Source organism: Williamsia sp. MIQD14 (assembly GCF_051025635.1).
Classification (GTDB): domain Bacteria; phylum Actinomycetota; class Actinomycetes; order Mycobacteriales; family Mycobacteriaceae; genus Williamsia_A.
On the sequence record NZ_JBPFDG010000002.1, the window covers coordinates 380778 to 406065 of the forward strand.

Consider the following 25288-nt stretch of genomic DNA (forward strand, 5'->3'; position numbering starts at 1 on the left):
CGTGGCGGAGACACTGCGAGATCACGGTGACCCGGGGGATGCCCCCTCGGTACCCGCACCGCTGACGCCGGTGACGAACGCCGCCCGACCCAGCGCCGCCGAGGAGGCGCGCACGATCGCCGCCTCCACCTCGACGGCGACGTTGGCCAGCCTGACCGCCGACGGTGAGCCCTGGGCGTCCTACGTGACGTACGGGTTGCTCGACGGTCAACCGGTGCTGTGTGTCTCGCACATGGCCGAGCACGGCCGCAACCTGTCCGGCGACGAGCGCGCCAGCCTCGCCATCGTGGCCCCCACCACCGATCCCGATCCACTCGCGAGCGGACGGATCACGCTGGCCGGACGGGTCGAGCGGCCCACGGGCGACGAGTACACCGCAGCGCGCGAGGCGCACCTCGCGTCGGTGGCGGCGGCGAAATACTACATCGACTACAGCGATTTCACCCTGTGGGTGCTCCGCGTGGACCGCGTGCGCTGGGTGGGTGGCTACGGGCGGATGGATTCCGCGTCGGCCGCCGATTATCTGGCCGCACAACCCGATCCGGTGTCACCGAAGGCGTCCGGTGCGATCGAACATCTCAATGACGACCACGCCGACTCGCTGACCGCGATGGCTCAGGCACTCGGAGGCTTCCCCGATGCCACCGGAGCGACATGTACGGCGGCCGATCGTTACGGCCTCGACCTCAAGGTGTCCACGCCCCGCGGGATCGCCTACACCCGGGTCGGATACGCCGCGCCGATCGACTCGATCGACGATCTTCGCGCGGCGACAGTCGAACTGGCGAAGCGCGCACGCAACTAAGCCGCGTCGAGCATCGCGCGGAGTCGTCGTTCGACGGGACTGCCGGGCTGGTCGTGGTGACCTGGCGGTGCCGGGGCCCTCGAGACGTGACTGTGCCCGGTGGGTGTGGTGAGTGTGGCTGAGTGTCTTCCGGTGTCGTCGGTGACGACGAGCCAGCCGGGGTTCTGTTTGGCGCGGTTGTGGCTCACGCACATGCCGCTGCCGTTGTCTGCTGACGTCGCACCGCCCTGTGAATGTGGTTCGGCGTGGTCGTATTCGGCGATCGGGGCATCGCAATAGGGGATGCGGCAGGACTGGTCGCGGACGTCGAGGAATGTCTTGAGCCCGGCCGGGAACAGACGTGCGGTGGAGTCCATCGCCACCAGCGCTCCGCTCGACGGAGCCTTGTACAGGCGCCTCAAGGTCGAGTGGGCATCGGTGTCGAGGGCGGTGGCCACCATCGCGCGAGCGGTGTCGGCCGGTATCGGACCGTAGCCGGTCACGTGCGCCGCCGCAGGGCTGTCACCGAGCAGGACCTCGTCGGACATCACCACATTCACCGCCACCGGCAGAGCGTCTGCGGTCGCCACGCCCGTGACGCGTTCGACGAGAGCATCGTCCATCACCTGCGCGTGCGTCCGCTCATCGCCGCCGACGGTCGCATCGGCATGCCTCTTCAGCGACGCGAACACCGAGATCCCCGACACCAACGGCAGCAACGCCGACAGTCGCACCATCCCGTCAGGAGCCGGCCGCGTCGACACCCGACGATCTCTCGGTGCGAGCGCATGTCGGTCGACGACCGCCTGCGGGTCGAGTTCGTAGGCAATTCTTTTCACCTCGGCGTCGAGTGCGCGGTCCCCGACACCCTCGAGTGCGGACGTGTCGGCGCAGAGCCGGCGGTCGATCTCGCCGCGATCACGCGGGGTGAGGTGCGCGGTCTCCCGCACCAGGATCGACGCCCGCCACTCGGTGAGCGCACCGGACGCCAACGCAGCACGCGTGTGCGGCATCTCGCGCATCAACGCCCGCGCGAAACCGAGAGACCGACCGCCCGCTGACCCCGACGCCCTCCGCGCCAACGCCACCTCCGCAGCCAACCCACGGCCCTGCCGCGCCACCGGGACACCCGCCGAACGCTCGGCCTCGACACGCAACTCCTCGAGCCGCATCGTCTCCACCGCCTGCGCCGCAGCACAACCCGCCTTGATTGCCTCGAGAAGGGAGATCCGATCGATCGCGGTGGCTTCATCGGCAGCGTCGGGGGCGTCGACGAGACGCGACAGAAACGACTGCAGTGCAACCACTGTCGCGTCCTGCATCGCTGTCATGATCCCCCCGAATCAACTCTCGAATACATGTTCGAGTGTACCCGGACCCACCGACATCCGCCACGAGCAACCGTTCGTCGCTACCATGACCCACCATGCAGATCCCGGGTGTGGTCGCGACGGTGAACAAGCACGTGACGAATCGCGTGCAGGGCCTGTGGGCGTGGCTGATCCCGCCGTGGGCGGTGGTCCTGCACACGGGTCGCACCTCCGGGCGTTCCTATCGGACGCCTGTCGTCGGGTTCCACACGCCACAGGGTTTCGCGATACCGGTCCTCTACGGACCACGCACCCAATGGGTGAAGAATGTGACCGCCGCGAACGGCGGCGAGATCAGGCGCGCCGGCAAGCGGTACGAACTCACCGACCCGAGAGTCGTTCCGGCGTCGGAGATCACCGCGACAGGTGTGGCCGGCCGGTACGCTCGCGCGGGAGACTTCACCTTCGTCGCCACGATCGGTCGGCGGCTCTAGCTCACCACCGAAAAGGGGTCGCACAGAACGCACCCCGTCGCCTACGGTCGGGCCCATGCACCTTGCGATGATCGGAACGACGGCTCCGAGCCACATCTACCCGTCGCTGGCCGTCATCGCCGAGATGGTGCAGCGCGGACATCGTGTCACCTACGCCGTGGGCCGATCGGCCGCGACGATCGTCGAGCCATCCGGCGCCGAGATCGTGTCATGGGAGTCCATTCTGCCGCAGGGACAGGATGCGTGGCCCGACGACCCTGCTGCGGCGATGCACGTGTTCCTCGACGAGACGCTGGCAGCATTCGGCACGCTGACGCACTTCTACGACCACGATCGACCCGACCTGCTGCTGTACGACATCGGCGGCCTCGCCGCACCGGTCCTCGGTGTGCGGTACGGGGTTCCGGCTGTACAGCTGTCACCGGCGTACGTGGCCTGGGACGGGTACGCCGACGACCTCGCCGACATCGTGGGTCCCCTACGCAGTTCGGCGGCCGGCGAGCGATATCACGCCGTGTACTCGGAATGGCTGCGAGGCAACGGTATCGACACCGACCCGTGGGACTGGATCACCTATCCCGAACACTGCCTCTCACTCATCCCGAGGGTGATGCAGCCGCACGCCGACCGGGTCGGTGATCACGTGCAGTTCGTCGGACCGTGTCTCGACCCGAATCGCCTCGCTGATCGGAGCTGGACCCCACCCGCCGGGACGATCGTCTACGTGTCCTTCGGCACCGGCTTCAACGAACAGCCCGACTTCTACCGGTTGTGCGTCCAGACGTTCACCGACACCGATTGGCACGTCGTCATCTCCGTCGGCCACCGCGTCGACCCCACCGACCTCGGCGAACTGCCACCCAACGTGGAGATACACCGGCACGTTCCGCAGCTCGCGGTCCTTGACGCCGCATCGGTGTTCGTCACCCACGCCGGGATGGGCGGCTGCACCGAGTCACTGTGGTTCGGCGTACCCACCGTGGCCATCCCCCAAGCGGTCGACCAGTTCGGCAACGCCGACATGCTCGTCGAACTCGGAGTGGGAGCGCAGCTCACGATGGAGGAGGCGACGATGCAGACGCTGCTCGAGACCGTCGAGGGTGCGCTGACCCTGACCCATCGCGCCGCCGAGATCAGCGCCGAGGTCCGGGCGCACGGAGGCGTCACGGCCGCCGCCGACGCGGTCGAGCGGTTCCTCGCCTAGAAGCTCACCGTCGGCGGCGCCTGCTGGCCTTCAGGAGCCTTGTAGAACTCGCGGGTCGAGACCTTGGCGAAGCCGGCGAAGAACATCCACGGGATGGTCTGCACCAGGGTGTTGAGCGTGGTGACCGCGTCGTTGTAGAACTGGCGGGCGAAGGAGATCTGGTTCTCGGTCTCCGCCAGCTGGCCCTGCAGATCCAGGAATCCCTGGTTGGCCTTGAGATCCGGGTACGCCTCGGCCACGGCCATCACGTCCACCAGGGCCTTGTTCAGTTGCGCATCGGCGGCAGCCTTCTCGGGCACCGCGTCGCCCTGCGCCGCGGCCGCAACCCGCGACCGCGCCTCGGTGACCGCCTCGAACACACCCTTCTCGTGTGCCGCATACCCCTTCACGGTGTTCACGAGATTGGGGATGAGATCGGCCCGCCGGGTGAGCTGGACGTCGATGCCCCCGAGCGCCTCCTGGGCGCCGATGTCGGCCTTCTTCAGTTTGTTGTACCCGATGACACCGAACGCCACGACGGCGACGATGAGCACCACGATCACGATCAGAGCAATGAGCACGAAGAGCGTCCTTTTCTCGAGAGCTGTTGACGTTTACCAGGATCCGCCGCCACCACCGCCGCCTCCCCCGCCACCGGAGAACCCACCGCCGCCACTGCTGCTCGACGACTGTTGCGTGGCCTCGTAGGAGGAGATCGACGACGCGACCGACGACGAGAAGTCCGACGCGAAGGAACTCATCGAGCCCAGTCCGTAACCGACGCCGAGGCCGTGCCCGGCGTTGAGGTACCCGGGTGTCGGCGGCTCCTGTCGGTTCGCGACGCGGTACTTCTCGGCCCACTCGTCGGCGACATCGAAGGCCACGGCCCACGGGATGTACTTGGTGTAGAGCTCGTGACGCCCACTGAAATCGAAGCGGGCCTCGCTCGAGGGGGTGCCCAGCACACGGCGGAACCCACCCAATTGCGACCACACGTCACGACCGCGTCTGGTGCGGAACGTCATCGCTCCCGGCGCGAGGACCGGGACCGCGACGACGGCGAAGACCGCGAACGGCAGACCGAACATCGACCGGTCGAACGGGTTGATGAAGTAGAACACCGCGGCGGCGATGACGCCGAGCACCAGCAGCACCCGCCCGGCTCCGCCGAGACCGGCGCGTTCCATCAGTCCGGCCGTGCGGGCCCACCCCGACACCGAGCCGTCGAACGCCCGTCGCGACGCGCGCAGCGATTTGCCGCCCTCGGCGTCGTCGGGGTCGGCGACGAAGGTCTGTCCGGGCGCGATCCCCAACGTCGACGCAGCCTGCCGGGTGACGTCGTCGAGGGCGTCCCAGTTGCCGTCCTTGCCAGTGATCCGCCAGGTGGTGCCGTCTTTCTCCAGCGTCGCGACCCCTGCCTCGCCGAGCTGCAGCATGGTCGCGGCGAAGTGGTCGTCGGTGACCGTCTCGGTCAGGAGGTACGCGCCCTGCGCGGGTCCGATGCCCTCGGGCGGGCCGTACATCAGCGGGAAGGCCGGCGAACTCTCGTGGGTGGTCCGCACGATGAGCCAGGCGGCGATCCCGGCCAGCACCGCGAGCACGCCGACCACCACGACCAGCCACACCGACCGACCGAGAACGGGATCGAGGGTCACCGACCAGGGGACGGTCACCCGGCTGGGCGCGGGCACGTCGAGCGAGGACTGCACGGTGACCGGCGTGTGTGGCTCGAGGGCACCGGTCACCACCATCAGCGTGTTGCCGGTCGCGGTCGCGGTGCACCCGGTGTCGGAGGCCGAGCCCACCGCACACCGCGTGTCCTGCGGCGCGGCAGGCAGATTCACCGTCAGCGTGCTGCGCTCGATGGGCATCTGCCAGCCACCGGGGATCAGGTTCCAGTAGAACTGCGCGCCGTCGCGTCCGCTCAGTGGTGCCGACAGCGCGCCGGGCACGGTGTAGGTGATGACGTAGACATGCGACCCGGTGATGGTCTCGTCGGCGTCACCGATCTTCGCGACCACGTACCGACCGCCGCTCTCGGTGCTCACGTCGAGTCCGTCGGGGCGCCCGTCGCGGGTCACGCCGATGTCCTTCGGGACGAGTCGGGCTTCGGGGTTGTTCGGGTCGACCACGTCGAAGAAGCGGAAGATGCCGTGGCGGTAGAGCGGGAAGTCGACCCGCAGGGTCTCGGTGGCGCGCAGCGTCCCGTCACGGGCGACGTCGAATCGGGCCTGATAGTCGCTGATGGTGGCGCTCTCGGTGCCCGACGCGGCGTCGTCGCCCGAGGCGAACACCACGGGGGCGAACATCGCGGCGAGCGCCACGATGAGCCCGACCAGCACCATCACCGCACGCCTCATGGCGCGGAGCCTACTGCGAGGAGGTGTCCATCCGCTTCATCTCGGCGGCGAACTCGTCGGCCATGCGCTCGGCGAGGGCGTTCGCCGCGGACAGTGGCCGCACCATGACGGTGAACTCCTCGATGAGGCCGTCGGCATTGGTGTGCAGGATGTCGCACCCGTGCACGCTGCGACCGTTGATCTGGGCCTCGAAGACCAGGACGTGGTCGGCGCCGTCGTCGATCTGCCGCACGTAGCGGAAGTCCTCGAACACCCGGAACACCGCACGCAGGATCCCGGCGGTCATCGCCCGACCGGAGTACGGCGCGAAGGCGACCGGCGACCGGAAGACGACGTCGTCGGCCAGTAACCGCTCGATAGCCTCGTGATCGACGGCCTCCACCGCATCCCGGAATGCCTGCACGTCTACTCCCCGCGTCGTGTGATGGTGTTGGTGACTGTCCTACCGGACTTCTATGCGCACGTCCATAGATCCCAGCGAAAGGTACCCATGCCCGACTCGCCTGCACCGCTGCGGGGATACCTCAGCGACAACGCGGCCGGCGGGTCCCCCGAGATCCTGGCCGCGGTCACCGCGGCGTCGGCGGGACTCGCCGCTCCGTACGGCAACGACGACCATTCGCGAGCGCTGGTCGAGAAGGTCGCCGAGGTCTTCGAGCGGCCCGCCGACGTGTTCGCCGTCGGCACCGGGTCGGCGGCCAACGGCATCGCGATCGCCGCGCTCACCCCGCCGTGGGGATCGGTGCTCGGACACCGCACCGCCCACATCGACACCGACGAGGCCGGTGCACCGGAGTTCTTCGCCGACGGGGCGAAGATCGTCGGTCTCGACGGCGAGAACTCACGCATCGATCCCGACGGCCTCCGAGCGGCGGTCCACCGACGACGGGGCGACGTCCACAGCGTGCAGCCCAGCGTCCTGAGCATCACGCAGGCCACCGAGTCGGGGAGCGTCTACGGACTCGACGAGATCCGTGCACTGGCGGAGATCGCTCATGACGCGGGGCTTCGCGTACACATGGACGGCGCCCGGTTCGCCAATGCCCTGGTGGCGCTGGATATCAGCGCGGCGGAGATGACGTGGCGCAGTGGCGTCGACGTCCTGTCGTTCGGCGCCACCAAGAACGGCGCACTCACCGCAGACGCCATCATCTCGTTCGATCCGGCGCTGCGCACCGAGCTGTCCTACCGCCACAAGCGCGGCGGCCAGCTGACCTCGAAGATGAGGTTCCAGACCGCTCAGCTGCACGCGTACCTCGACGACGATCTCTGGCTGCGCAACGCCCGCCACGCCAACGCCATGGCCGCGCGGCTCCGCGAGGGACTCGCGCAGGCCCCAGGGGTCCGGATTCTCGGCGACCTCGCGGCCAACATCCTGTTCTGCCACTTCCCCGCCGACCTCATCGCGGGGTTGCTCGATCGGGGGTACGGCTTCTATCACGATCGCTGGGCACCGGGCACGGTCCGACTGGTCACCTCGTTCGTCCACCGCGAGAATGACATCGACGATCTGCTCGGCGCGGTCGCCGACCTCACACGTCGCTGACGGACTCCGTCGCGGGTCCGATCAGGTCGGCGACGATCTTGCCCGAGAGCATCACGAGGGGCAGTCCACCTCCGGGGTGGGAGGACCCGCCGACGAGATAGAGCCCGGGGATGCGGGATTCGTTGCCCGGCCGCAGGAACGCCGCGCGCGGCCCGTTCGACGACGATCCGTAGATCGAGCCCCCCGGGGTCAGCGTGCGACGCTCGAGTTCGGCCGGGGAGAGGATCTCGCGCCACCGCACACGTGACCGCACGTCGACACCACGGTCGGCCATGATCGTCATGATCCGGTTCGCGTAGTCCTCGGCCAGACCGGGTGCATCCCAGTCCATCCCGGCGGCGGGATCGTGCCGCGGGGCGTTGACGAGGACGAACCACGCACCGGTGCCCGGCCCGGGGACGATCGCGGGGTCGGCGGGGGCGCTGATGTAGACCGTGGGCCGCTCGACCGGTCGGGGACCGCCGTTGCGGCCGAACAGCGCGTCGAACTCGGCGTCATAGTCCTCCGCGAACAGGATCTGATGATGTGGTTGATCGGCCGGCGGATCGTCGACCGCGAGCAACAGCACGAACCCGGAGAACGACGGTGTCGGTGTGCGAACACGTTTCGCAAGTCGGGTCGCGGTCGGCGTGCGGATCAACGTCCCGTAGACGGTGCGCGCGTCGGCGTTGGCGACCACCACGTCCGCTGCGATCCGTCGCCCGTCGGCGAGGGCGATCCCGTCGACGTGACCCGACGGGTCGGTGGTGATCGCGGTGACCTGCACACCGAACTCGATGCATCCGCCGAGCGCCGTCAGCCGATCGTGCAGGGCGGTCGCGATGCGACCCAAACCTCCTGCCACGTACCACGATCCGTAGGCCTGCTCCGACCACGGCACGGTGGCCAGCGCCGCCGGGGCACGCCGCGGGTCGGATCCGGTGTAGGTGGCGTAGCGATCGAGCAGCATGCGCAGTCGCTCGTCCTTCAGGTATCGCCGCCCCAGACCCCGCATGCTGCGCAGCGGCGAGATCGCGGCGAGCGCCGACAGCGGCGGGGGCGGTCGCCGACGCATCGCGGCGACGGTCAGCGGCGACTCGAGGAAGATCTCCCGCGAGAGGTCCCACATGCGTTCGGCGCGACGCAGGAACGCCGACCACTCGTTCCCGCGCCCGGCACCGAGTGCCGTATCGATGGCGGCCGGGATCTGCGTGAGGTCACCCGGCATGTCGAGCACGGTCCCGTCGGGGAAGCGGTACTGCGCGGCGGTGTCGAGGCGGCGCACGTCGAGGACGTCGTGCACCGACACCCCCGTCGCGGCGAACAGGTCCTCGAGGATGTCGGGGAGCGTCACCAGCGACGGCCCGGTGTCGAAGACGAACCCGTCGCGCGAGATCACCCCGAGCTTCCCCCCGGCGGTCTGCGCCTGTTCGTACACGGTGACCTGATGACCGGCGGCGGCCAGACGGACCGCGGCGGCGAGACCGCCCACACCGGCACCGATCACGACGACCTCGGTCATGTGCAGCACTCCATCTCTTCGATGGTGCCACGCGGCCGGCGGTCGCCCCTATCGCAGCAGGGCAGCCGTCGCCAACGCGGTCCAGGAGTGCAGATGCGGATCGTCGGCCGGCTCGCGTCGGTCGATCGCGTAGGTCAGGGCGACCCCGCGCATGCTGGTGTTGAGCACCTCCCGCACCATCGGGTAGTCGGGGTGTGCGGTGAGGACGTCGCCGAAGAAGGTGTCGGTCGATGCGCGCACCATCGCACCCATCGATCGCTCCTCCGGGAGCAGCGCCGCGCGCAGCGCCTCATGGGATCGTGCGGCCACCCAGAGTTCCACCGACGCCCAGAAATACGGTTGTGCGTAGGTGGCCCACATCGTGGCGACGGCCTCGGCGATCCGATCGTGGGGATCGCGCGGCCAGTCGCCACGGGCGCCGAGATCGGCGACCCGCTCGGCCGCGAGGTGATGGACCGCGGCGACGAGCAGCTCGTCACGCGAGGGGAAGTGGTGCAGCAGCCCGCCGCGTGAGACCCCCGCCTCCTTCTGGATGCGCAGGGTGGTGGCGTGGGCGTACCCCTCGTCGACGAGGACGCGGACGGCGGCGTCGAGGATCCGGCGCTTCGCCTGCCGGCTGCGTTCCTGCTCGGGACGGGCGCTGGTGGTCATCGCCTCCATCATCTCAGCCGGTGACGTCACGCCCGATGAGGTTGCGCGCGATCACCCAATGCTGCAGTTCGTTCGCACCCTCGAAGATCTCCAGGATCTTCGCATCGCGGTAGAGCTCCTCGAGTCTCACCGACTTCCCCGTCTCGGAGATCTGCCGGGCGAAACCGAAGCCGCCGTGGATCTGCAGCGAGTCGCGGACAGTGTCGACGGCGACCCGCGTCCCGTAGGCCTTGGCCATCGCCGCCTCGGGCTCGGCGGCCCGGTCGCCGAGGTCGAGGCGCATCGCCGCCTTCTGATACAACGAACGCGCACATTCGATCTCGGTGGCGCGCTGGGCGAGGGTGAACTGCCAGTGCTGCATCCGCCCGAGCGGCCCGCCGAACACCTGCCGCGTGCGCAGTCGGTGTACGGCGAGATCGAGTGCGGCCTGCGCGACACCGACACCGGCGGCGCCGATCCCGATCCGTCCGCGAATGAGGCACGACAACGCCACCGACAGCCCACCGCCCGGTGTGCCGAGCAGGTGCTCACGAGGCACCACCACGTTCTCGAGGACGATGTCGGCGGTGATCTGTCCGCGGTGCCCCATCTTGAGGTCGGGTGCACCGATGCGTACGCCGTCGGCGGTGAGGTCGATGAGCAGCATGTTCATCCGCTGACCCGTCTTCACCAGCACCGCAGCCCATCTCGCGACCACACTGTTGGTGATCCACCGCTTGCGCCCGTTCACCACGAAACCGGTGTCGGTCTCCTCGGCCACGGTCTGCAAGGTGTCGATCGACAGGTCGCTGCTGGCGTCGGGTTCGGTGGTGGCGAACGAGAAGGCCTGTTCGCCGGAGATCAACTGCGGCAGCAGCTGCGACTGCATGTATTCGGTGGCGAAACTCAGCGCCTGGGGCACGAGAATGCACTGCCCGTCGTAGACGCCGGCCATCGACGACGAGTGGTAGGCGATCTCCTCGGTCACCGTGCAGGTGCCGAGCATCCGGTGGTGCAGGCCGCGGCCCCGGGGACCGTCGAAGGGCACGGCGAACATGCCCGCTCCGGCGAGGCCACGGAAGGCGTCCCACGGGAAGTTCTCGACCGATTCCTCCTGCGATCCGATCCGTCGCGCCACAGGGGCGACGTTCTCCTCGACGGCGCGGCGGGCGGCGGCACGTAGCTCGGCGATCTCGGCGGGCAACCAGATGTCATGCGACATGGTGTCCTGCGTGCGCGGGACGTCGTGGGTGGTGAGCGTGCTCGTCATGGCCCTGCTCGATTCGATCGGGGTCGGCTGTCGGACTCCACGAAAGCACCCATCCAGCAAACAGTCAATGCTGACTGTTTGTGCCGAACAGGCATGGCCCATCGATGGCCAGTCCCCGAAGAGGGCTATGAGAAGTGCGTGATGTGCGCAGAAAGCGCGATGAGGAACGAGGAACGAAGTGGAGCTAGGGAGAATCGAACTCCCGACCTTCTCGATGCGAACGAGACGCGCTACCAACTGCGCTATAGCCCCTGGTACAACTCGACAACTCTAGCAAAGGGTGGCGCACCTGGAAAAACGCGAGGTCAGGCACCGTCGAAGCGAGCGACCATCGACTTCGGGGCGCGTCGTCGCCAGGCGTCGGTGAGCAGCTCGACCACGACGGTGGGGTCGGCCTCGGCCAGCGTCACCGCGACCGCGGACGGCGTGGCTCCCCACATCACCGTTGTGCACCAGTCGAACTCGGCGACCGCCTCGCGAATCTGCTCCTCGGCGACCATGATCCGCACGACGGTGTCGTCGGGTCGGGTGGCGAGCACGTTCTTCCGGAATCGGATCGCGCCCATCCCGTGGTGGTCACCGACGGTGACCTCCGGGAGCTCGGCGGCGCGTGCGCACACCGAGTCCCAGGTGGCGGTCACTGCCCGACGACTCGTGCCAGGTCGGAGTCCTCGCGCATCACACGACGGCGCTGGAAGGGGGGAAGGTGTTCGAAGACCGGGTGCTCGTCGTCGATCTCGAGCACGACGGCGCCGGGGCGGCGCAGGTGCAGAGGGATCTCGTCGTCGAGCGGGCCACCGGCGTCGTCGTGGTCGCGCACACCGGGTCGCATCTGGCGGGCGGCCCTCGCGGCGCGGGCAGCACGCTGCCGACGGATCCGCTCCTCGACCCGGACCGCGCGGCGCAGGAAGGCCATGTATGCGACGAGCAGCGCCACTCCGACACCGGTGACCGCCCAGCCCATCCCGCCGAGGAACACCCCGACGCCGATGCTCGCGACCGCCACCACCGCGAGGGCCATCACCACGCGCTGGCGGCGGCGGTACCGGGTCTCGCTGCGACGCGAGTCCGCGTCGGCGTCGTATCCCCCGCGTCCGCGACGGGTCAGCGGTTCGGCGACCACCTCGTAGTCGTCGTCTGCATCGTCAACATCCGGGTCCATCTCGTCGGCGGCGTCGGTCTCGTCGACATCGTCCTCGTCGTACCCGACCTCGAGGTCTGTGGCGTCGGCGTCGGTCTCTTCGGTGTCGGTCTCGTCATCGACCTCGGCCGCGACGGTGGTGTCGGTCGCCGTGTCGGCATCGGAGGTCTCGACCCTCTCGGCCGCGACCTCGTCGACGTCGACCTCGGGCTCGTCGTCGGCCACCTCGGCACGCGCGTCGGCGTGATCGTCGGCGTCGTTGAGCAGTTCACCGCGCTTGCGGTACTCGCGCGCCGGGGCGACCCACTCGGCGTCGTGGGGGTGGCGGCCGCTGGCGACCTTGCTGGTCGCGCGGGCCATGGCCCGTCCGCCACGGTTGATGACGCGTGTGGCCAGGGTGGCCTCGGTGGTCTTGCGCACCTCGGGTCGTCCCTTGATGACCATCGGGACCAGCACGAACAGCCAGATCGCCACCAGACACACCCACAGAACCGAATTCGGCATGATCGGGGCTCTCCTCTCCGTGCGAACCGCTCGCGACACGTCACCGCAACCACATCAGTCACAGGCTCGGTCTCAGGCTAAGTCGACACGGGGCCGGACCAGCGCAGACGCGCCGACGACGCGACGAGTTCGCCGGGCAGAATCGGCCAGAGAGCTCAGGAGGGGAACGCGGCGCGTCCGCTGCGCACGAGCGCCTCGGCGGCACTGGACGAGATCTCCTCGACGGTCAGCGCGAACAGCAGGTGATCGCGCCACCCGCGGTCGACGTCCATGTAGCGCTCGAGCAGTCCCTCGGTGCGGAACCCGACCTTCGTCAGCACCGCCCGCGAGGCGAGATTCGTCGGCTGCACGGTCGCCTCGAGACGGTGCAGTCCGACGGCGCCGAAGCAGTGGTCGACCCCCAGTGCGACCGCGGCGGTCGCGACCCCCTGGTTGGCGAGGGCGTTGTCGATCCAGTAGCCGATCCAGGCGTTGCGCAGCGCCCCGCGCTGGATGTTGCCGATGGTGAGCTGCCCGGCGAACTGCCCGTCGACCTCGATCACCAACGGCAGCATGGCCCCGGCCTTCGCCTCGCGCCGCAGCACCGAGTGCAGCGCCGGCCACGAGGTGATGTGGTGGCGATCGGCCCAATCACCCTGCCCGGTCGGCTCCCACGGCATCAGGGTGTTCTGATTGGCGACGCGCAGATTGCTCCAGGGGCGAGCGTCGCGCATGCGGACACCGCGCAGGGTCACCGCTCCGGCCCGGGTGATGAGCGGGCCGAGCGCAGCAGGCCACCCGGGGTGCGAGGCACCGCCGCCACCGGTCCACCGTCGGATCACAGGAAAACTGTATTACCCGCGCTGGGCCAGGAAGGCGACATCCACCTCGTCGCCGGTGCGCACCTCGTCGACATCGGCGTCGACCATCACCAGACAGTTCGCCTCGGCCAACCCGGCCAGCAGGTGCGACGAACCGCTCTCCGACGTGCCGATCACCTGCACCAGGTACTCGCCGGTCTGCTCGTCGCGCATGAGCTGGCCTCGCAGATACCCCTTGCGTCCCTGCACCGATGCGATCGGGCCGACCGTGCGGGCGCGGATCACCCGGCGCATCGGCTTGCGCTTGCCCAGCGCGATGCGCACCAGCGGGCGGACCATCACCTCGAACGCCACCAGCGCACTCACCGGGTTCGACGGCAGCAGGAACGTCGGGACCTCGTCACGCCCGAGCTGACCGAAACCCTGCACCGACGCCGGATGCATCGCGATGCGCCCGACGTCGATGTCGCCGAGAGGGCGCAGCGCGTCGCGGATGTTGTCCGAGGCGGTGCCGCCGAGTGGCGCGCAGATGACGACGATCTCCGAGCGGATGAGCTGTCCCTCGACCACATCCCGTAGCTGCGAGGCCTCCCGGCTGGCGATGCCGACCCGGTTGACGTCGGCGCCGGCGTCGCGGGCGGCCGCGGCCAGCGAGTAGCTGTTGACGTCGAAGACCTGTCCGGCACCGGGCGTGCGGTCGATGTCGACGAGCTCGCCTCCGACGGAGATCACCGACAGCCGCGGACGCGGGTGGACCAGCACGCGCGTACGGCCCACCGCGGCAAGCAATCCCACCTGTGCGGCACCGATGATGGTGCCCGCACGGACCGCGACGTCGCCGGGCTGCACGTCGTCTCCGACGCGGCGCACGTAGTCGCCGCTCTCCACGGCGTGCCCGACCTTCACCTTCGACAGGCCACCGTCGGTCCACCGCAGCGGCAGCACCGCGTCGGCCAGGGTCGGCAGCGGCGCGCCGGTCTCGACGCGCACGGCCTGCCGGGGCTGCAGGCGCGTCGGGGTGCGGGCTCCCGCGGCGACCTCACCGACGACCGGCAGCACCACCACGACGTGCTCGCCGGGGGCCTCGGAGTCGTCGGACGCGACGACCCCCGCCTCGGCCACATCGACACTGCGCACGGCGTATCCGTCGATCGCCGCCTGGTCGAACCCGGGCAGCGGGTTCTCGGTGACCACCTCTTCGGCGCACAACAGGCCCTGGGCCTCGGAAATGGCCACACGCACCGGACGCGGCGCCACGGCAGCCGCCGTGACCCGGGTCAACTGATCTTCGACCGACCGCATCTCGCCTCCTGACGTCGTGTGACGTTAACCGGTCGCAGGCGCGAAACCCGGGCACGACGCGATGTGGGGGCCGGGTGGCGGGGTGATCTCAGTCCTGCTTCAGGCGCTCTTCGAGGAACTCGCGCAGGTCGGGACCGTAGTCGTCGCGATCGAGCGCGAAATCGACGGCGGCCTTGAGGTACCCCCCGGGGTTGCCCAGATCGTGTCGGGTGCCGTGGTGGATCACCACGTGGACCGGGTGTCCCTCGTCGATCAGCAGCGCGATGGCGTCGGTGAGCTGGAGTTCGCCCCCGGCGCCGGGCTCGATGCGCCGCAGGGCGTCGAAGATCGCGCGGTCGAGGATGTAGCGACCCGCGGCGGCGAGGTTGCTCGGGGCGTCGGCCGCGTCGGGCTTCTCCACCATGCCCTTGAGGCGCATCACGTTCGGGTTGTGGGCGTCGGGGAGTTCCTCGACGTCGAACACGCCGTAGGCGCTGATCTTCTCCGGCGGGACCTCGATGGCGCACAGCACGGTGCCGCCGCGGCGGGCGCGGGTGCGGGCCATGACCTCGAGAACACCCCCGGGCAGCACCAGGTCATCGGGCAGCAGCACCGCGACGGCGTCCTCGTCGTCGGCCAGCAGCGGCTCGACACAGCCCACGGCGTGGCCCAGTCCCAGCGGCTTGTCCTGGACGACGGAGGCGACCTCCATCAGCGACGGCGCGTTGCGCACCTTGGCCAGCATCGCGTTCTTGCCGCGCTTCTCGAGCGTCGACTCGAGCACGAGATCCTCGACGAAGTGGGCGACGACACCGTCCTTGCCCGGAGAGGTGACGATCAGGAGTCGTTGCGCCCCCGCCGATTTCGCCTCCTCGGCGACCAGTTCGATACCGGGGGTGTCGACCACCGGCAACAGTTCCTTCGGGACGGTCTTCGTCGCCGGGAGGAACCGTGTCCCGAGCCCGGCGGCGGGCACGATGGCCGTCCGCGGGAGCGGTGGTGTGTTCGGTACCGACTCGTACTCGACCCCTTGGGATCCCATTCCCTGCCCTTCTCCTCGCGCGAACGCGCGTCCGTTTCGTGGTGCCCATGGCTCGTGTCCCGTGTGGCGTGGACGCAACCGTATGTTCCCGAACTGACGACCTACTGTGAATCTAACGGGTGGACGATGAACGTGAGGGGTGGAACCCATGGGCGGTGCGGTTGTTCACATGATCGGGTGCTCCGGCAGCACGCGGGTCCCGAACTCGTGAACGACGCCGTCGCGGAGGCGAAAAGTGCCCTGCGCAGCAGGTTGGTGACCGCGCGCGCCGACCTCGACCCCGAGGCACGCGCCGCGGACGGCGGGGCCATCGCCCGGTGGCTCGACGCGTCGCCGGTGCCCCTGCGGTCCGGCGACACCGTCGGCGCCTACGTCTCGATCGGCACCGAACCCGACACCTCGGCCCTCCTCACCGCTCTGGCCGACCGGGGGCTGCGGGTGCTGGTGCCCGTGACCGCCGACGGTCCGGCGACGGCTCTGACCTGGGCGCGGTACACCAGCAGCGACGATCTCGCCCCGGGCCGTTTCGGCCTGCGCGAACCGACGGGCGAGCGCCTCCCCACCGACGCCGTCGACGCCGCGACGCTCATCTTCGTGCCCGCGCTGGCCGTCGACCGTGCGGGCACGCGGCTCGGACGCGGCGCGGGCTACTACGACCGCTCGTTGACGGCCACGACCGCCGATCTCGTCGCCGTGGTCTACGACGGCGAACTGCTCGGGGAGGTGCCCGGCGACGGTCACGACGTCGCGATGGGGTGGGCGCTGACGCCGCACGCGGGCTTCACCCGACTGACCCGTCCGGGCACAGTTGGCACTCAAACGCGGCGAGTGCCAGACCAGCGCTAGAATGAAGGCCGGCTCGCGGCGCGAGCGCCCTCTTGCTCGAACTCGTTGGACTCTTTCACCTCGGAGGTACCCGGTGCCGACCTACTCGTACGCCTGCACACAGTGCGACAACAAATTCGACATCGTCCAGTCGTTCACCGACGATTCGCTCACCGAATGCCCCGTGTGCGGTGGTCGACTGCGCAAGCTGTTCAACTCGGTCGGCATCGTGTTCAAGGGCAGTGGCTTCTACCGCACCGACAGCCGGTCGGGGTCGACCGCATCGGAGAGCGCGAGCAGCGACTCCTCGAGCTCGGACTCCTCCCAGTCCGATTCGCGCAAGTCCGATTCGTCGGGCACCAAGGAGACGAAAAAGGACTCGACCTCCACCTCGTCGAGCAGTTCGTCGAGCAGCTCGGGATCGGGCGGTTCCGGGTCGGGCAAGGGCGGTTCGGGCACGACCTCCTCGGCCGCCGCGTCCTGATCGCTCCACAGATGCGGGTGCTCCCCAGGGCGTGACCGCGGCGGATCGCCATCGCTGCGCGCTGTCCCTACCGTCGCCGACATGGTCGACCGCACCCGTCTGTCCCCCACCGTTGCCGACCGCCTGCGCAGCGCCGCTCGGCCCGGCTGGGTCCGCACGTTGGCCGTTCGCCGCGTCGCGGCGATCGTGCTGCTCACCGCCTCGATCGTGATGGCCGTCGTCGCCCACCGCGGCGAGCAGCTCGCGACGGTGCTGGTGGCAGCGCACGATCTCACCCCGGGCTCGACGCTGGTGGCCGGTGACCTCGTCGACGCGCAGGTGGCGCCGGGATCGGTTCCCGACGGCGCCCTGCGGATGGACCGCGACGGCGTCGGTCGCACGGTGACGGGCCCCGTGCGCGGCGGGGAGATCCTCACCGACTGGCGACTGCTGTCGGCGCGGCTGCCCGCACAGCTCGTCGGTGATGCCGACGCGCGCCTGGTCCCCATCCGCCTCGCCGACGACGCCGTCATCGACCTGCTGCGTTCCGGCGACGTGGTCGACGTCCTCACCGAGTCGGCCGACACCGACACCACGGGACCGGGACGAGCCGGCCCCGCCGAGGGGCGCGTGCTGGTGCGGGGTGCGGTGGTGGCGGTGGTGCCCGCGCACGACGCCCGCGATCGTGGGGGCCGGGCACCGGTGGTGATGCTCGCGATGCCCGAACGTGACGCCCACGCCGTCGCGGGCACCGCTCTCGCGGCGCCGGTGACCGTCGTGTTCCACTGATCCGGCCGCACATCCGCACGGGTGCGATGCCAGGTGGCTACCATGTGCCCACACGATGTGGCCCGGGGCAGCGTCACATCGCACACCGCAGCGAGGAGACATCGACATGATCAAGGGTTTCAAGGAATTCCTGTTGCGCGGCAACGTGATCGATCTGGCGGTCGCGGTCGTCGTCGGCGCGGCGTTCAGCGCGATCGTCAAGGCGTTCACCGACAGCATCATCCAGCCGCTCATCAACTCGATCGGCGGCACCGATCAGGCCCAGGGCCTGGGCTTCCTCATCCGCAGCGGGCAGGACAACACCTTCGTCGACTTCGGCACGCTCATCACCGCCGCGCTGAACTTCCTCATCATCGCCGCGGTCGTCTACTTCGTGATCGTCATGCCGTTCGAGAAGTTGAAGGCATTGCGCGCCAAGCAGGGTGACGATGCCGCCGCCCTGACCGAGGCCGAGCTCCTCACCGAGATCCGCGACCTCATCGCGCAGCAGGGCTCCGGCGGCGGCAGCTCGCCGACGGCGAAGCACGAGCAGTAGGACTCATCCGACACGCTGCGGACGGCGGTGCTCGATCGTCGCCGCGGCGGTCGTCGCCGCCCGGGAGCGGACGGTCCGACCCACCGCGATCGCCACCAGCACCAGGGCCGGCGCGGCGATCGCGATCCGGATCGGCAGTTCGGTCCGCAGGTGCAGGGCCTCGATCACCGAGGTGTAGACCGCGCCACTGGCCATCTGGATGAAGAAGAACAGTCCTGCACCGACACCCTGGGCGGGCAGGTCGAGCCCGATGAGGCCGTTCTGCGCGTGCGGGATCGCCGCGCCCACACCGATGAAGGTCACCGACAGCGGGATCACCAGCGCGAAGACCGACCCCACACCCGCGGTCGCGAGGGCCACGAGCGCCGCGGCCCCGACACCGCCGATGACGCTGCCCACCAGGTGGGCACGAGTGTGCGACCTCGCGCGGCGGATCCCGATGCTGCCGGCGATGTAGCCGATCGCCGGGATCGTCAGCACCAATCCGTAGTCGAGGGTCGACAGACCGTGGATGTCCTGCAGCAGATACGCGGACTGTTCGATGAACAGGAAATAGCTCATCCACGCCAGCGAGATCACCCACGCATTGATGCCGAATCCACGGCGCCGCAGCGCGGTCGCGATGCCGGCCGCGACCGTGCGCGGACCGACCGACGCGGGAACGTCCGGTCGCGCCGACGGGACCATCCGCGCGAACGCGACCGCGAGCACGAGTCCGATCACCGCCAGCACTGCGAACAGCACCCGCCACGAGGTGATCTCGATGAGCGAGGCGCCCACCAGTGGTGACAGCGCCGGGGTCGCCGCGATCACGATCGACAGCGAGGTGAGGATCTGCATCCGCGCCGACGACGGGAACCGACGCTGGATCACCAGGCGGCACAGCACCGTCGCCGAGGTACCGCCGATCGCCTGCACCACCCGCGCGGCGAACAGCACGCCCACGTTCGGGGCCAGGGCCGCGGCGACACCGCCCACCGCGAACAGCACGAGGCCGAGGGCCTGCAGGCGCCGCGCGTCGTAGCGGTCGGCGAGAACACCGGCGGCGAACATCGAGATCGCGTAGCCCGCCATGTATCCCGACAGCGTCAGCTGGATCGCCGAGACCGAGGTGCCGAGATCGGTCGCCATCGTCGGGATCGACGGGTTGAGCAGGCTGAGCCCGAGCTGCGGGACCATCACGGCCACGAGCAGCATGACGCGCACCCGCGCGTCGGGCGTCACGGTGGTCTCAGACATGCACCGACCCCGTCCGGGCGGGTCGCAACGACTCGTCGACGATCTGGCGGGCGACCGAGCGTGCGCGGCGTCGGATCTTGCCCATGCTGCTGATGTAGTAGAGGTCGCCCGAGGCGATCTCACCGATGGCGTACAGACCCGGCACCGACCCACCGCTGCGGTCGAGCAGCGCGTTGCTGACGATGTCGACGCGCAGTCCGCCGTACGGATTGGCCTGCGCCAGTCCGCGATGGAGCAACGAGGAGACCACCGCCCCCGCGGCGGGTGACGGGGCCCCGGCCGCGGTGCGGGTGGCGTTGACCACCTGCGTCACCGCAGCCCGGTCCCCGTGGCGGAAGGCGATGTCGAATCCCTGTGCGGTGGGCTCGATGTCGGTGACGCCGGCACGGATGCTCAGGCGACCGTCGGAGACCATCGCGCCCAGGGCCGCCGCGCTCGTGGCCGGCAACGGGTTCGACAACGCCTGGAACCCCGCATGGGTGGTGGCGAGGAACTCCGTGCGCGCCCGCCGGGTCATGGCCGACCAGATCTCGTTGACGTAGTGCTGGGCGATGCCGATCACCAGACGCTGCACCGCGGCGTCGACCGACCGGGTGGGGTCGGCGCCGTCGGACAGGCGTTCGCCCGCGGGACGCGCGACGGCAGCGAACGCCGCGCGCACCTCCGAGCGCCGGATCCCCTCGCCCAGCGCGAGATAGTCCACGATCTGCATGACGTCCTGCCATTCGAGACCACCGCGTTTGCGGGTGACCCGGAGGATCAGCGCGGAGATGTCGGGGTCGAAGTCCAAGGGCGACACGATCGCTCGCGCGTCGGGCACGATGCCGTTACGCGAGCACATGGTGAGGCGGCCGGTGAAGTCGTTGCGTCGCAGGGCCAGCGCGACATCGACGGCACTGAGACCGGTGCCGACGACGGCCGCGTCGTCGGCACCGACCACGTCGGTGAGCCAGCCGTCGATCGGGTAGGGGTCGCCGGTGTAGGAGGGCAGGCCCGTGAGCCGGTAGGGATCGGCCGGCGGACTCGACCCCAGCGCGAGGACGACCAGATCGTGTGTGGCCTCGACGACCCCGCCGTCGGCCGATGCGACGGTGAGGCGGTAGGCCCCGGCGCGCGGGGCGATGTCGACGACGCGGCCGGCCACGAAGGTGAGGTGGTCGCCGAGCTGGGCCTGCGCACTCTCGGCGGAGTCGACGAGATAGCGGCCGTAGAGCGCTCGCGGGACGAACGAGTGCTCGCCGTCGTCGAGGTGGTCGGGTGCGTGCGCGGCGACCCAGTCGGCGAACTCGTCGGGCCATGCGTCCGACACCGACATCGCGAACACCTGGCGGTTGAGCAGTGCCGATTCCGCGGGCTCGGCGTAGGCCCGCCCGGGGCCCGGCGGCCGGTCGGAGTAGACGACGACATCGAGACGATCCCCGTGGGGCAGTTGGCGGAGCAGGCTGATCGCCGCCGCACCACCGCCCACGATTCCGATCGAGATCACGCAGTGCTCCGCTTCTCTGGTCAAGTAGTTAGCCAGAGTAGTCAATCACCACGCGTCCGAATCACACCAGATGTCGCGAAGGAGACGTTCGTTACGTTGCGCGCCAAACCCATTAGCGTGCAGGCATTTCCGATCACCGAGGGCCGAAGGGTGCCGTTCATCGCGACGACACCCTCCGGCCACCGATCAGTGCGAGACGGCCTTCTCGACGCCGACTCCGGTCAGCGACCGGACCTCCATCTCGGCCTGGCGCGCGGCGTTCTCCTGCCTGCGGCCGCCGATGTAGGTACCGATCACCGCGAGCAGGAATCCCGCCGGGATGGACACGATGCCCGGGTTCGACATCGGGAACAGATCGAAGTTCGCGTCGGGGAACATCGACGTCGGCTTCCCCGACACCGCCGGCGAGATCACGATCAGACCGATGCAGGTGATCAGACCGCCGTAGATGCTGAACAACGCACCGGTGGTGTTGAACCGCCTCCAGAACAGGGAGAACAGCAGCGTCGGCAGGTTGGCCGAGGCGGCGACGGCGAACGCCAGCGCCACGAGGAACGCGATGTTCTGGCCCATCGCGAGGATGCCCAGGACGATGGCGACCACACCGATCACCACCACCGTGATGCGGGAGACGCGCACCTGCTGTTCCTCGGTGGCCGTGCCGCGCTTGATCACGCTGGCGTAGATGTCGTGGGCGAACGACGCCGACGCGGTGATGGCGAGACCGGCGACGACGGCCAGGATGGTCGCGAACGCGACCGCCGAGATCACCGCCAGGAAGATGGTGCCGCCGAGCTCGAATGCCAGCAGCGGCGCGGCGGCGTTCTCCTTGCCCGGTGCCGCCTGGATGACGTCGGGCCCCACCATGCGGGCCGCGCCGTACCCGAGGACCAGCGTGAACAGGTAGAACGCGCCGATGAGTCCGATGGCCCACGTGACCGAGCGGCGCGCCTCCTTCGCCGTCGGCACGGTGTAGAAGCGCATCAGCACGTGCGGGAGGCCCGCGGTACCCAGGACGAGGGCGATGCCGAGGGAGATGAAGTCCAGCCGCGACATCGCGCTGATGCCGTACTTGGCGCCCGGCGCGAGGATGTCCTTGCTGGAGTTGGCCTGTGCGTCGGCGAGCAGTGTCGAGAAGTTGCCCTTCACCGCGACGAGCACGAGGACAAACATGACGCCGGCACCGAGGATGAGCAGCACGGCCTTCACCATCTGCACGTAGGTGGTGCCCTTCATGCCGCCGATGAGCACGTAGGCGATCATCAGCAGTCCGACGACCGCGACCACGACGCCCTGCCCGAACTTGCCGTCGATGTTGAGCAGCAGCGACACCAGTCCGCCGGCGCCGGCCATCTGCGCCAGCAGGTAGAACAGCGACACCGCGAGGGTCGACAGCGCCGCGGCCATGCGGACGGGGCGTTCGGAGAGACGGAAGCTCAGCACGTCGGCCATCGTGAACCGACCGGTGTTGCGCAGCAGTTCGGCGACGAGCAGCAGGGCGACCAACCAGGCGACGAGGAACCCGATCGAGTACAGGAAGCCGTCGTAGCCGTAGACCGCGATGGCGCCGGCGATGCCGAGAAACGATGCCGCCGAGAGGTAGTCACCGGCGATGGCGAATCCGTTCTGCGGGCCGGAGAACTGTCCGCCTCCGGTGTAGAAGTCCGAGGCCTTCTTCGTGGTGCGGCTCGCGCGGATCACGATGGTCATGGTGACCACCACGAACGCGACGAAGATGGCGATGTTGAGCGCGGGGTTGCCCACCGATGCGCCCGCTGCGGCGAGGGTGCTCATGCGCGCGGTCCCTCCAGCTCGTCACGGATGGCCGAGGCCCGCGGGTCGAGCTCGCGGTTCGCGAACTTCACGTAGATCGCGGTGATGACGAACGTCGACACGAACTGGCCCAGGCCCAGGATGATGCCGAGGTTGACGTTGCCGAACACCTTGGTGGCCATGAGGTCCGCGGCGTAGGTCGCGAGCAGCACGTAGATCGCGTACCAGGCGAGGAAGAACGCCGTGATCGGGAAGACGAAGGTGCGCAGGCGCCGACGCAGCTCCTGGAACTCCGGGGTGGCCTGCATGTCGACGAACGCCTGCGCGTCGGGGGTGCGCCGCGGGGGTACGCCCGGGGCGTCGGACCCGTGGGGGTCGAGATCGGCTGCGGTCATGATCGAGGACTCCGATGTCTGTTCGGGCACGCCGGGGGCGTGGCGGTGTGAGCAGACGGTAGCGAGACCCAGGTCACATTCGCGCGCTGTGGCCGCGGTCACACGGCGAGGGGTCGGGCTGTGCGACGAACGGTCGCCCCGGCACGACGAACGGCAACCCGGTCACTCGTCCCGCAGACCGACCTCGCGGTCGCGGCCGACGCCGAGTCGTTCGGGAGCGTGCAGTCGGGTGAGGATGCGGCCGACATCGGCCGGGATGCGGGCGGGCGTCGCACGCGACACCACGATCATGGTGGCGAACGCGAGCGGGACGCTGAGCGCGGCGGGATATCCCGCCAGCACCGACGGCCATCCCCCGAGCAGGTCGTCGTCGAACCCGCCGAACGTGGTCGCGACGACCGCCGCACCCGCCACCGACGCCCCGACCAGCAGTCCGCTCGCCGCCCCGATCGCGGTGAGCCCGCGCCACCAGATGCCGAGCACCAGAAGGGGACACAGGGTCGAGGCCGCGACGGCGAACACCAGGCCGACCGTGCGAGACAGGTCGACCGACGTCACCCCGACGGCCATCAGCACCGGCACCACCCCGGCCACGACCGACGCGACGCGGAAGTCGCGGACACGGCCGCGCAGCACATCGGTGCTCAGCACACCGGCGACACTGACGAGCAGACCCGACGACGTCGCGAGGAACGCCGCTATGGCGCCCGCGGCGACGAGTGCGGCGAGCATCTGGCCGCCGATCCCCGACAGCACCGATCCGGGCAGCAGCAGCACCGCGGCGTCGGAGGTGCCGGTGATGAGCAGCTGCGGGACATAGAGGCGCGCGAACGCACCGAGCACGGTCGGGAACAGGTAGAACGCCGCGAGGAGACCGACGACCGCCATCGACGTGGCGCGCGCCGAGCGGCCGTCGCGGTTGGTGTAGAACCGCACGAGCACATGCGGTAACCCCATGGTGCCCAAAAAGATCCCGATGATGAGCGAGTAGACCTGGAACAGCGGGTGCGCTCCGCCGAACCCCCATCCCGGTCGCATCCACTCGGCGTGGGTGGTCGGCGCCCCGGCGACCACCGGGACCGGCGACCCGGCGGCGAGGTCCAGGGTGGTTCCCGCCGACACCTCGTGCTCGCCGGGTTCGAGCCGCAACGGTCCGGTGACCTCCGCGCCGTCGATGCGGCCGTCGGCACCGAGCTGCAGCGGCGTGGAGACGGTGACGCGGACGTCGGTGGTCACGTCGACCGTGGTCGCCGCGGTGACCACCGGCGGTGCCGCCGAGCCGAGGTCGCCCGGTCGCCTGTCGTCGGCGTAGAAGTGGATGGCGAGCGCCAGCGCGGGGACCGCGATGGCCGTCATCTTGAGCCAGTACTGGAACGCCTGCACGAAGGTGATCGAACGCATGCCACCGCCGACGACGTTCGCGATGACGATGAGTCCGACCACGGTCGCACCGATCCACGGCGGTACGCCGAGCAGGATGTCGAGGGTCAGCCCGGCGCCTTGGAGCTGCGGCACGAGGTAGAGCACGCAGATCAGCACCACCGACGCGGTGGCGAGGGAGCGCAGCCGGCGCGAGCCGAGACGGAACTCGGCGAAATCGGGGACGGTGTAGGCACCCGAGCGGCGCAGTGGGGCCGCGACGAACAGCAGCAGACCGACGTAGCCAGCGGTGAACCCCACCGGGTACCACAGCGCGTCGGCGCCGTATTTGGCGATCAACCCCGCTACGCCGAGAAACGATGCTGCGGACAGGTATTCGCCGGAGATGGCCGCGGCGTTCCACCGCGACCCCACGCTGCGGGACGCGACCAGGAAGTCGGAGGTGGTCCGCGCGAGTCGAACCCCGTAGGCGCCGATGGCGACGGTCGCCACGGCGGCGGCGATCAACGCGATCGCCGTAGCGACCGGTACGGGGTGTCCGGCGATGGTGGTCATCG

The 25288-nt window shown here is 69.4% G+C and carries 25 protein-coding genes and 1 tRNA gene; 8 read left to right on the top strand and 18 right to left on the bottom strand.

Annotated features, from left to right (window positions below):
* The first annotated feature begins 1 nt into the window (after position 1).
* Positions 2-805, top strand: coding sequence for a HugZ family protein (locus tag ACQ7HM_RS09325; RefSeq protein ID WP_434215983.1), 804 nt, complete (start codon positions 2-4; stop codon positions 803-805).
* Here ACQ7HM_RS09325 and ACQ7HM_RS09330 read toward each other — a convergent pair.
* Positions 802-2106, bottom strand: a complete 1305-nt coding sequence (locus tag ACQ7HM_RS09330) for a DUF222 domain-containing protein (protein ID WP_434215984.1) — start codon at positions 2104-2106, stop codon at positions 802-804. The genes ACQ7HM_RS09325 and ACQ7HM_RS09330 overlap by 4 nt on opposite strands.
* Before the next feature lie 104 nt (positions 2107-2210).
* On the opposite strand from ACQ7HM_RS09330, the gene ACQ7HM_RS09335 reads away from it, so the two are divergent.
* On the top strand, positions 2211-2588 hold the full coding sequence (locus tag ACQ7HM_RS09335) for a nitroreductase family deazaflavin-dependent oxidoreductase (RefSeq protein ID WP_434215985.1): 378 nt from the start codon (positions 2211-2213) through the stop codon (positions 2586-2588).
* Between the two features lie 55 nt (positions 2589-2643).
* Positions 2644-3792 (top strand): macrolide family glycosyltransferase, encoded by a 1149-nt coding sequence (locus ACQ7HM_RS09340; protein ID WP_434215986.1) that lies wholly within the window; start codon positions 2644-2646, stop codon positions 3790-3792.
* Here the strand turns inward: ACQ7HM_RS09340 and ACQ7HM_RS09345 are convergent.
* The 3 genes from ACQ7HM_RS09345 to ACQ7HM_RS09355 are packed head-to-tail and all read right to left on the bottom strand — an operon-like array spanning position 3789 to position 6534.
* Positions 3789-4352, bottom strand: coding sequence for a LemA family protein (locus ACQ7HM_RS09345; protein ID WP_434215987.1), 564 nt, complete (start codon positions 4350-4352; stop codon positions 3789-3791). The two genes, ACQ7HM_RS09340 and ACQ7HM_RS09345, sit on opposite strands and share 4 nt — an antisense overlap.
* A gap of 33 nt (positions 4353-4385) precedes the next feature.
* The gene (locus ACQ7HM_RS09350; protein WP_434215988.1) at positions 4386-6131 is read right to left on the bottom strand and encodes a DUF2207 domain-containing protein; all 1746 of its coding nucleotides are present in this window, start codon (positions 6129-6131) and stop codon (positions 4386-4388) included.
* Between the two features lie 10 nt (positions 6132-6141).
* The gene (locus ACQ7HM_RS09355) at positions 6142-6534 is read right to left on the bottom strand and encodes a nuclear transport factor 2 family protein (RefSeq protein ID WP_434215989.1); all 393 of its coding nucleotides are present in this window, start codon (positions 6532-6534) and stop codon (positions 6142-6144) included.
* Between the two features lie 87 nt (positions 6535-6621).
* Here ACQ7HM_RS09355 and ACQ7HM_RS09360 point away from each other — a divergent pair, with 87 nt between their 5' ends.
* On the top strand, positions 6622-7677 hold the full coding sequence (locus ACQ7HM_RS09360) for a threonine aldolase family protein (RefSeq protein WP_434215990.1): 1056 nt from the start codon (positions 6622-6624) through the stop codon (positions 7675-7677).
* Here the strand turns inward: ACQ7HM_RS09360 and ACQ7HM_RS09365 are convergent.
* The 9 genes from ACQ7HM_RS09365 to ACQ7HM_RS09405 form a co-directional block, all read right to left on the bottom strand.
* A complete protein-coding gene (locus ACQ7HM_RS09365) occupies positions 7664-9178 on the bottom strand; it encodes a phytoene desaturase family protein (RefSeq protein WP_434215991.1) in 1515 nt (504 codons plus the stop codon). The genes ACQ7HM_RS09360 and ACQ7HM_RS09365 overlap by 14 nt on opposite strands.
* Positions 9179-9226: 48 nt before the next feature.
* A complete protein-coding gene (locus ACQ7HM_RS09370) occupies positions 9227-9838 on the bottom strand; it encodes a TetR/AcrR family transcriptional regulator (protein ID WP_434216396.1) in 612 nt (203 codons plus the stop codon).
* A gap of 4 nt (positions 9839-9842) precedes the next feature.
* Positions 9843-11078, bottom strand: coding sequence for an acyl-CoA dehydrogenase family protein (locus tag ACQ7HM_RS09375; protein WP_434215992.1), 1236 nt, complete (start codon positions 11076-11078; stop codon positions 9843-9845).
* Positions 11079-11257: 179 nt separating this feature from the next.
* A tRNA-Ala gene (locus tag ACQ7HM_RS09380) sits at positions 11258-11330 on the bottom strand.
* Positions 11331-11383: 53 nt separating this feature from the next.
* The gene (locus ACQ7HM_RS09385) at positions 11384-11719 is read right to left on the bottom strand and encodes a hypothetical protein (RefSeq protein WP_434215993.1); all 336 of its coding nucleotides are present in this window, start codon (positions 11717-11719) and stop codon (positions 11384-11386) included.
* Positions 11716-12723: a divisome protein SepX/GlpR gene (gene sepX, locus ACQ7HM_RS09390; RefSeq protein ID WP_434215994.1), complete on the bottom strand. Its 1008-nt coding sequence runs from the start codon at positions 12721-12723 to the stop codon at positions 11716-11718. The genes ACQ7HM_RS09385 and sepX overlap by 4 nt, the downstream gene beginning before the upstream one ends.
* A gap of 155 nt (positions 12724-12878) precedes the next feature.
* Positions 12879-13541 carry a GNAT family N-acetyltransferase gene (locus ACQ7HM_RS09395; protein ID WP_434216397.1) on the bottom strand — a complete coding sequence of 221 codons (663 nt, stop codon included), beginning with the start codon at positions 13539-13541 and terminating at the stop codon, positions 12879-12881.
* A 15-nt stretch (positions 13542-13556) separates the two neighbouring features.
* Positions 13557-14825 (bottom strand): molybdotransferase-like divisome protein Glp, encoded by a 1269-nt coding sequence (gene glp, locus ACQ7HM_RS09400; protein WP_045823979.1) that lies wholly within the window; start codon positions 14823-14825, stop codon positions 13557-13559.
* Between the two features lie 88 nt (positions 14826-14913).
* On the bottom strand, positions 14914-15846 hold the full coding sequence (locus ACQ7HM_RS09405) for a UTP--glucose-1-phosphate uridylyltransferase (RefSeq protein ID WP_434215995.1): 933 nt from the start codon (positions 15844-15846) through the stop codon (positions 14914-14916).
* A 177-nt stretch (positions 15847-16023) separates the two neighbouring features.
* Here ACQ7HM_RS09405 and ACQ7HM_RS09410 point away from each other — a divergent pair, with 177 nt between their 5' ends.
* The 4 genes from ACQ7HM_RS09410 (at position 16024) to mscL (ending at position 18458) form a co-directional block, all read left to right on the top strand.
* Positions 16024-16692 carry a 5-formyltetrahydrofolate cyclo-ligase gene (locus tag ACQ7HM_RS09410; RefSeq protein ID WP_434215996.1) on the top strand — a complete coding sequence of 223 codons (669 nt, stop codon included), beginning with the start codon at positions 16024-16026 and terminating at the stop codon, positions 16690-16692.
* Between the two features lie 73 nt (positions 16693-16765).
* Positions 16766-17155: an FmdB family zinc ribbon protein gene (locus ACQ7HM_RS09415; protein ID WP_434215997.1), complete on the top strand. Its 390-nt coding sequence runs from the start codon at positions 16766-16768 to the stop codon at positions 17153-17155.
* A gap of 81 nt (positions 17156-17236) precedes the next feature.
* Positions 17237-17923, top strand: a complete 687-nt coding sequence (locus ACQ7HM_RS09420; protein ID WP_434215998.1) for an SAF domain-containing protein — start codon at positions 17237-17239, stop codon at positions 17921-17923.
* Positions 17924-18029: 106 nt separating this feature from the next.
* Positions 18030-18458, top strand: a complete 429-nt coding sequence (gene mscL / locus ACQ7HM_RS09425; protein WP_434215999.1) for a large-conductance mechanosensitive channel protein MscL — start codon at positions 18030-18032, stop codon at positions 18456-18458.
* A gap of 3 nt (positions 18459-18461) precedes the next feature.
* On the opposite strand, the gene ACQ7HM_RS09430 is transcribed toward mscL, so the two are convergent.
* The 5 genes from ACQ7HM_RS09430 to ACQ7HM_RS09450 all read right to left on the bottom strand — a co-directional run bounded on the left by ACQ7HM_RS09430 (position 18462) and on the right by ACQ7HM_RS09450 (position 25286).
* On the bottom strand, positions 18462-19697 hold the full coding sequence (locus ACQ7HM_RS09430) for an MFS transporter (RefSeq protein WP_434216000.1): 1236 nt from the start codon (positions 19695-19697) through the stop codon (positions 18462-18464).
* A complete protein-coding gene (locus ACQ7HM_RS09435; protein WP_434216001.1) occupies positions 19690-21183 on the bottom strand; it encodes an FAD/NAD(P)-binding protein in 1494 nt (497 codons plus the stop codon). The genes ACQ7HM_RS09430 and ACQ7HM_RS09435 overlap by 8 nt, the downstream gene beginning before the upstream one ends.
* A 186-nt stretch (positions 21184-21369) precedes the next feature.
* Positions 21370-22977: a solute symporter family protein gene (locus ACQ7HM_RS09440; RefSeq protein WP_434216002.1), complete on the bottom strand. Its 1608-nt coding sequence runs from the start codon at positions 22975-22977 to the stop codon at positions 21370-21372.
* Entirely contained in the window at positions 22974-23351 is a 378-nt protein-coding gene (locus ACQ7HM_RS09445) for a DUF485 domain-containing protein (protein WP_434216398.1), read from the bottom strand. The genes ACQ7HM_RS09440 and ACQ7HM_RS09445 overlap by 4 nt, the downstream gene beginning before the upstream one ends.
* A gap of 162 nt (positions 23352-23513) precedes the next feature.
* A complete protein-coding gene (locus tag ACQ7HM_RS09450; RefSeq protein ID WP_434216003.1) occupies positions 23514-25286 on the bottom strand; it encodes a cation acetate symporter in 1773 nt (590 codons plus the stop codon).
* Between the last annotated feature and the right edge of the window lie 2 nt (positions 25287-25288).

Bases quoted from the DNA above. Each gene is read 5' to 3' on its own strand.
- ACQ7HM_RS09430 (WP_434216000.1), bottom strand. From the start codon at position 19,697: ATGTCTGAGACCACCGTGACGCCCGACGCGCGGGTGCGCGTCATGCTG.
- ACQ7HM_RS09335 (WP_434215985.1), top strand. From the start codon at position 2,211: ATGCAGATCCCGGGTGTGGTCGCGACGGTGAACAAGCACGTGACGAAT.
- ACQ7HM_RS09440 (WP_434216002.1), bottom strand. From the start codon at position 22,977: ATGAGCACCCTCGCCGCAGCGGGCGCATCGGTGGGCAACCCCGCGCTC.
- ACQ7HM_RS09405 (WP_434215995.1), bottom strand. From the start codon at position 15,846: ATGGGATCCCAAGGGGTCGAGTACGAGTCGGTACCGAACACACCACCG.
- ACQ7HM_RS09360 (WP_434215990.1), top strand. From the start codon at position 6,622: ATGCCCGACTCGCCTGCACCGCTGCGGGGATACCTCAGCGACAACGCG.
- ACQ7HM_RS09340 (WP_434215986.1), top strand. From the start codon at position 2,644: ATGCACCTTGCGATGATCGGAACGACGGCTCCGAGCCACATCTACCCG.
- ACQ7HM_RS09350 (WP_434215988.1), bottom strand. From the start codon at position 6,131: ATGAGGCGTGCGGTGATGGTGCTGGTCGGGCTCATCGTGGCGCTCGCC.
- glp (WP_045823979.1), bottom strand. From the start codon at position 14,825: ATGCGGTCGGTCGAAGATCAGTTGACCCGGGTCACGGCGGCTGCCGTG.
- ACQ7HM_RS09370 (WP_434216396.1), bottom strand. From the start codon at position 9,838: ATGGAGGCGATGACCACCAGCGCCCGTCCCGAGCAGGAACGCAGCCGG.
- ACQ7HM_RS09375 (WP_434215992.1), bottom strand. From the start codon at position 11,078: ATGACGAGCACGCTCACCACCCACGACGTCCCGCGCACGCAGGACACC.
- ACQ7HM_RS09330 (WP_434215984.1), bottom strand. From the start codon at position 2,106: ATGCAGGACGCGACAGTGGTTGCACTGCAGTCGTTTCTGTCGCGTCTC.
- ACQ7HM_RS09450 (WP_434216003.1), bottom strand. From the start codon at position 25,286: ATGACCACCATCGCCGGACACCCCGTACCGGTCGCTACGGCGATCGCG.
- mscL (WP_434215999.1), top strand. From the start codon at position 18,030: ATGATCAAGGGTTTCAAGGAATTCCTGTTGCGCGGCAACGTGATCGAT.
- ACQ7HM_RS09420 (WP_434215998.1), top strand. From the start codon at position 17,237: ATGGTCGACCGCACCCGTCTGTCCCCCACCGTTGCCGACCGCCTGCGC.
- sepX (WP_434215994.1), bottom strand. From the start codon at position 12,723: ATGCCGAATTCGGTTCTGTGGGTGTGTCTGGTGGCGATCTGGCTGTTC.
- ACQ7HM_RS09365 (WP_434215991.1), bottom strand. From the start codon at position 9,178: ATGACCGAGGTCGTCGTGATCGGTGCCGGTGTGGGCGGTCTCGCCGCC.
- ACQ7HM_RS09445 (WP_434216398.1), bottom strand. From the start codon at position 23,351: ATGACCGCAGCCGATCTCGACCCCCACGGGTCCGACGCCCCGGGCGTA.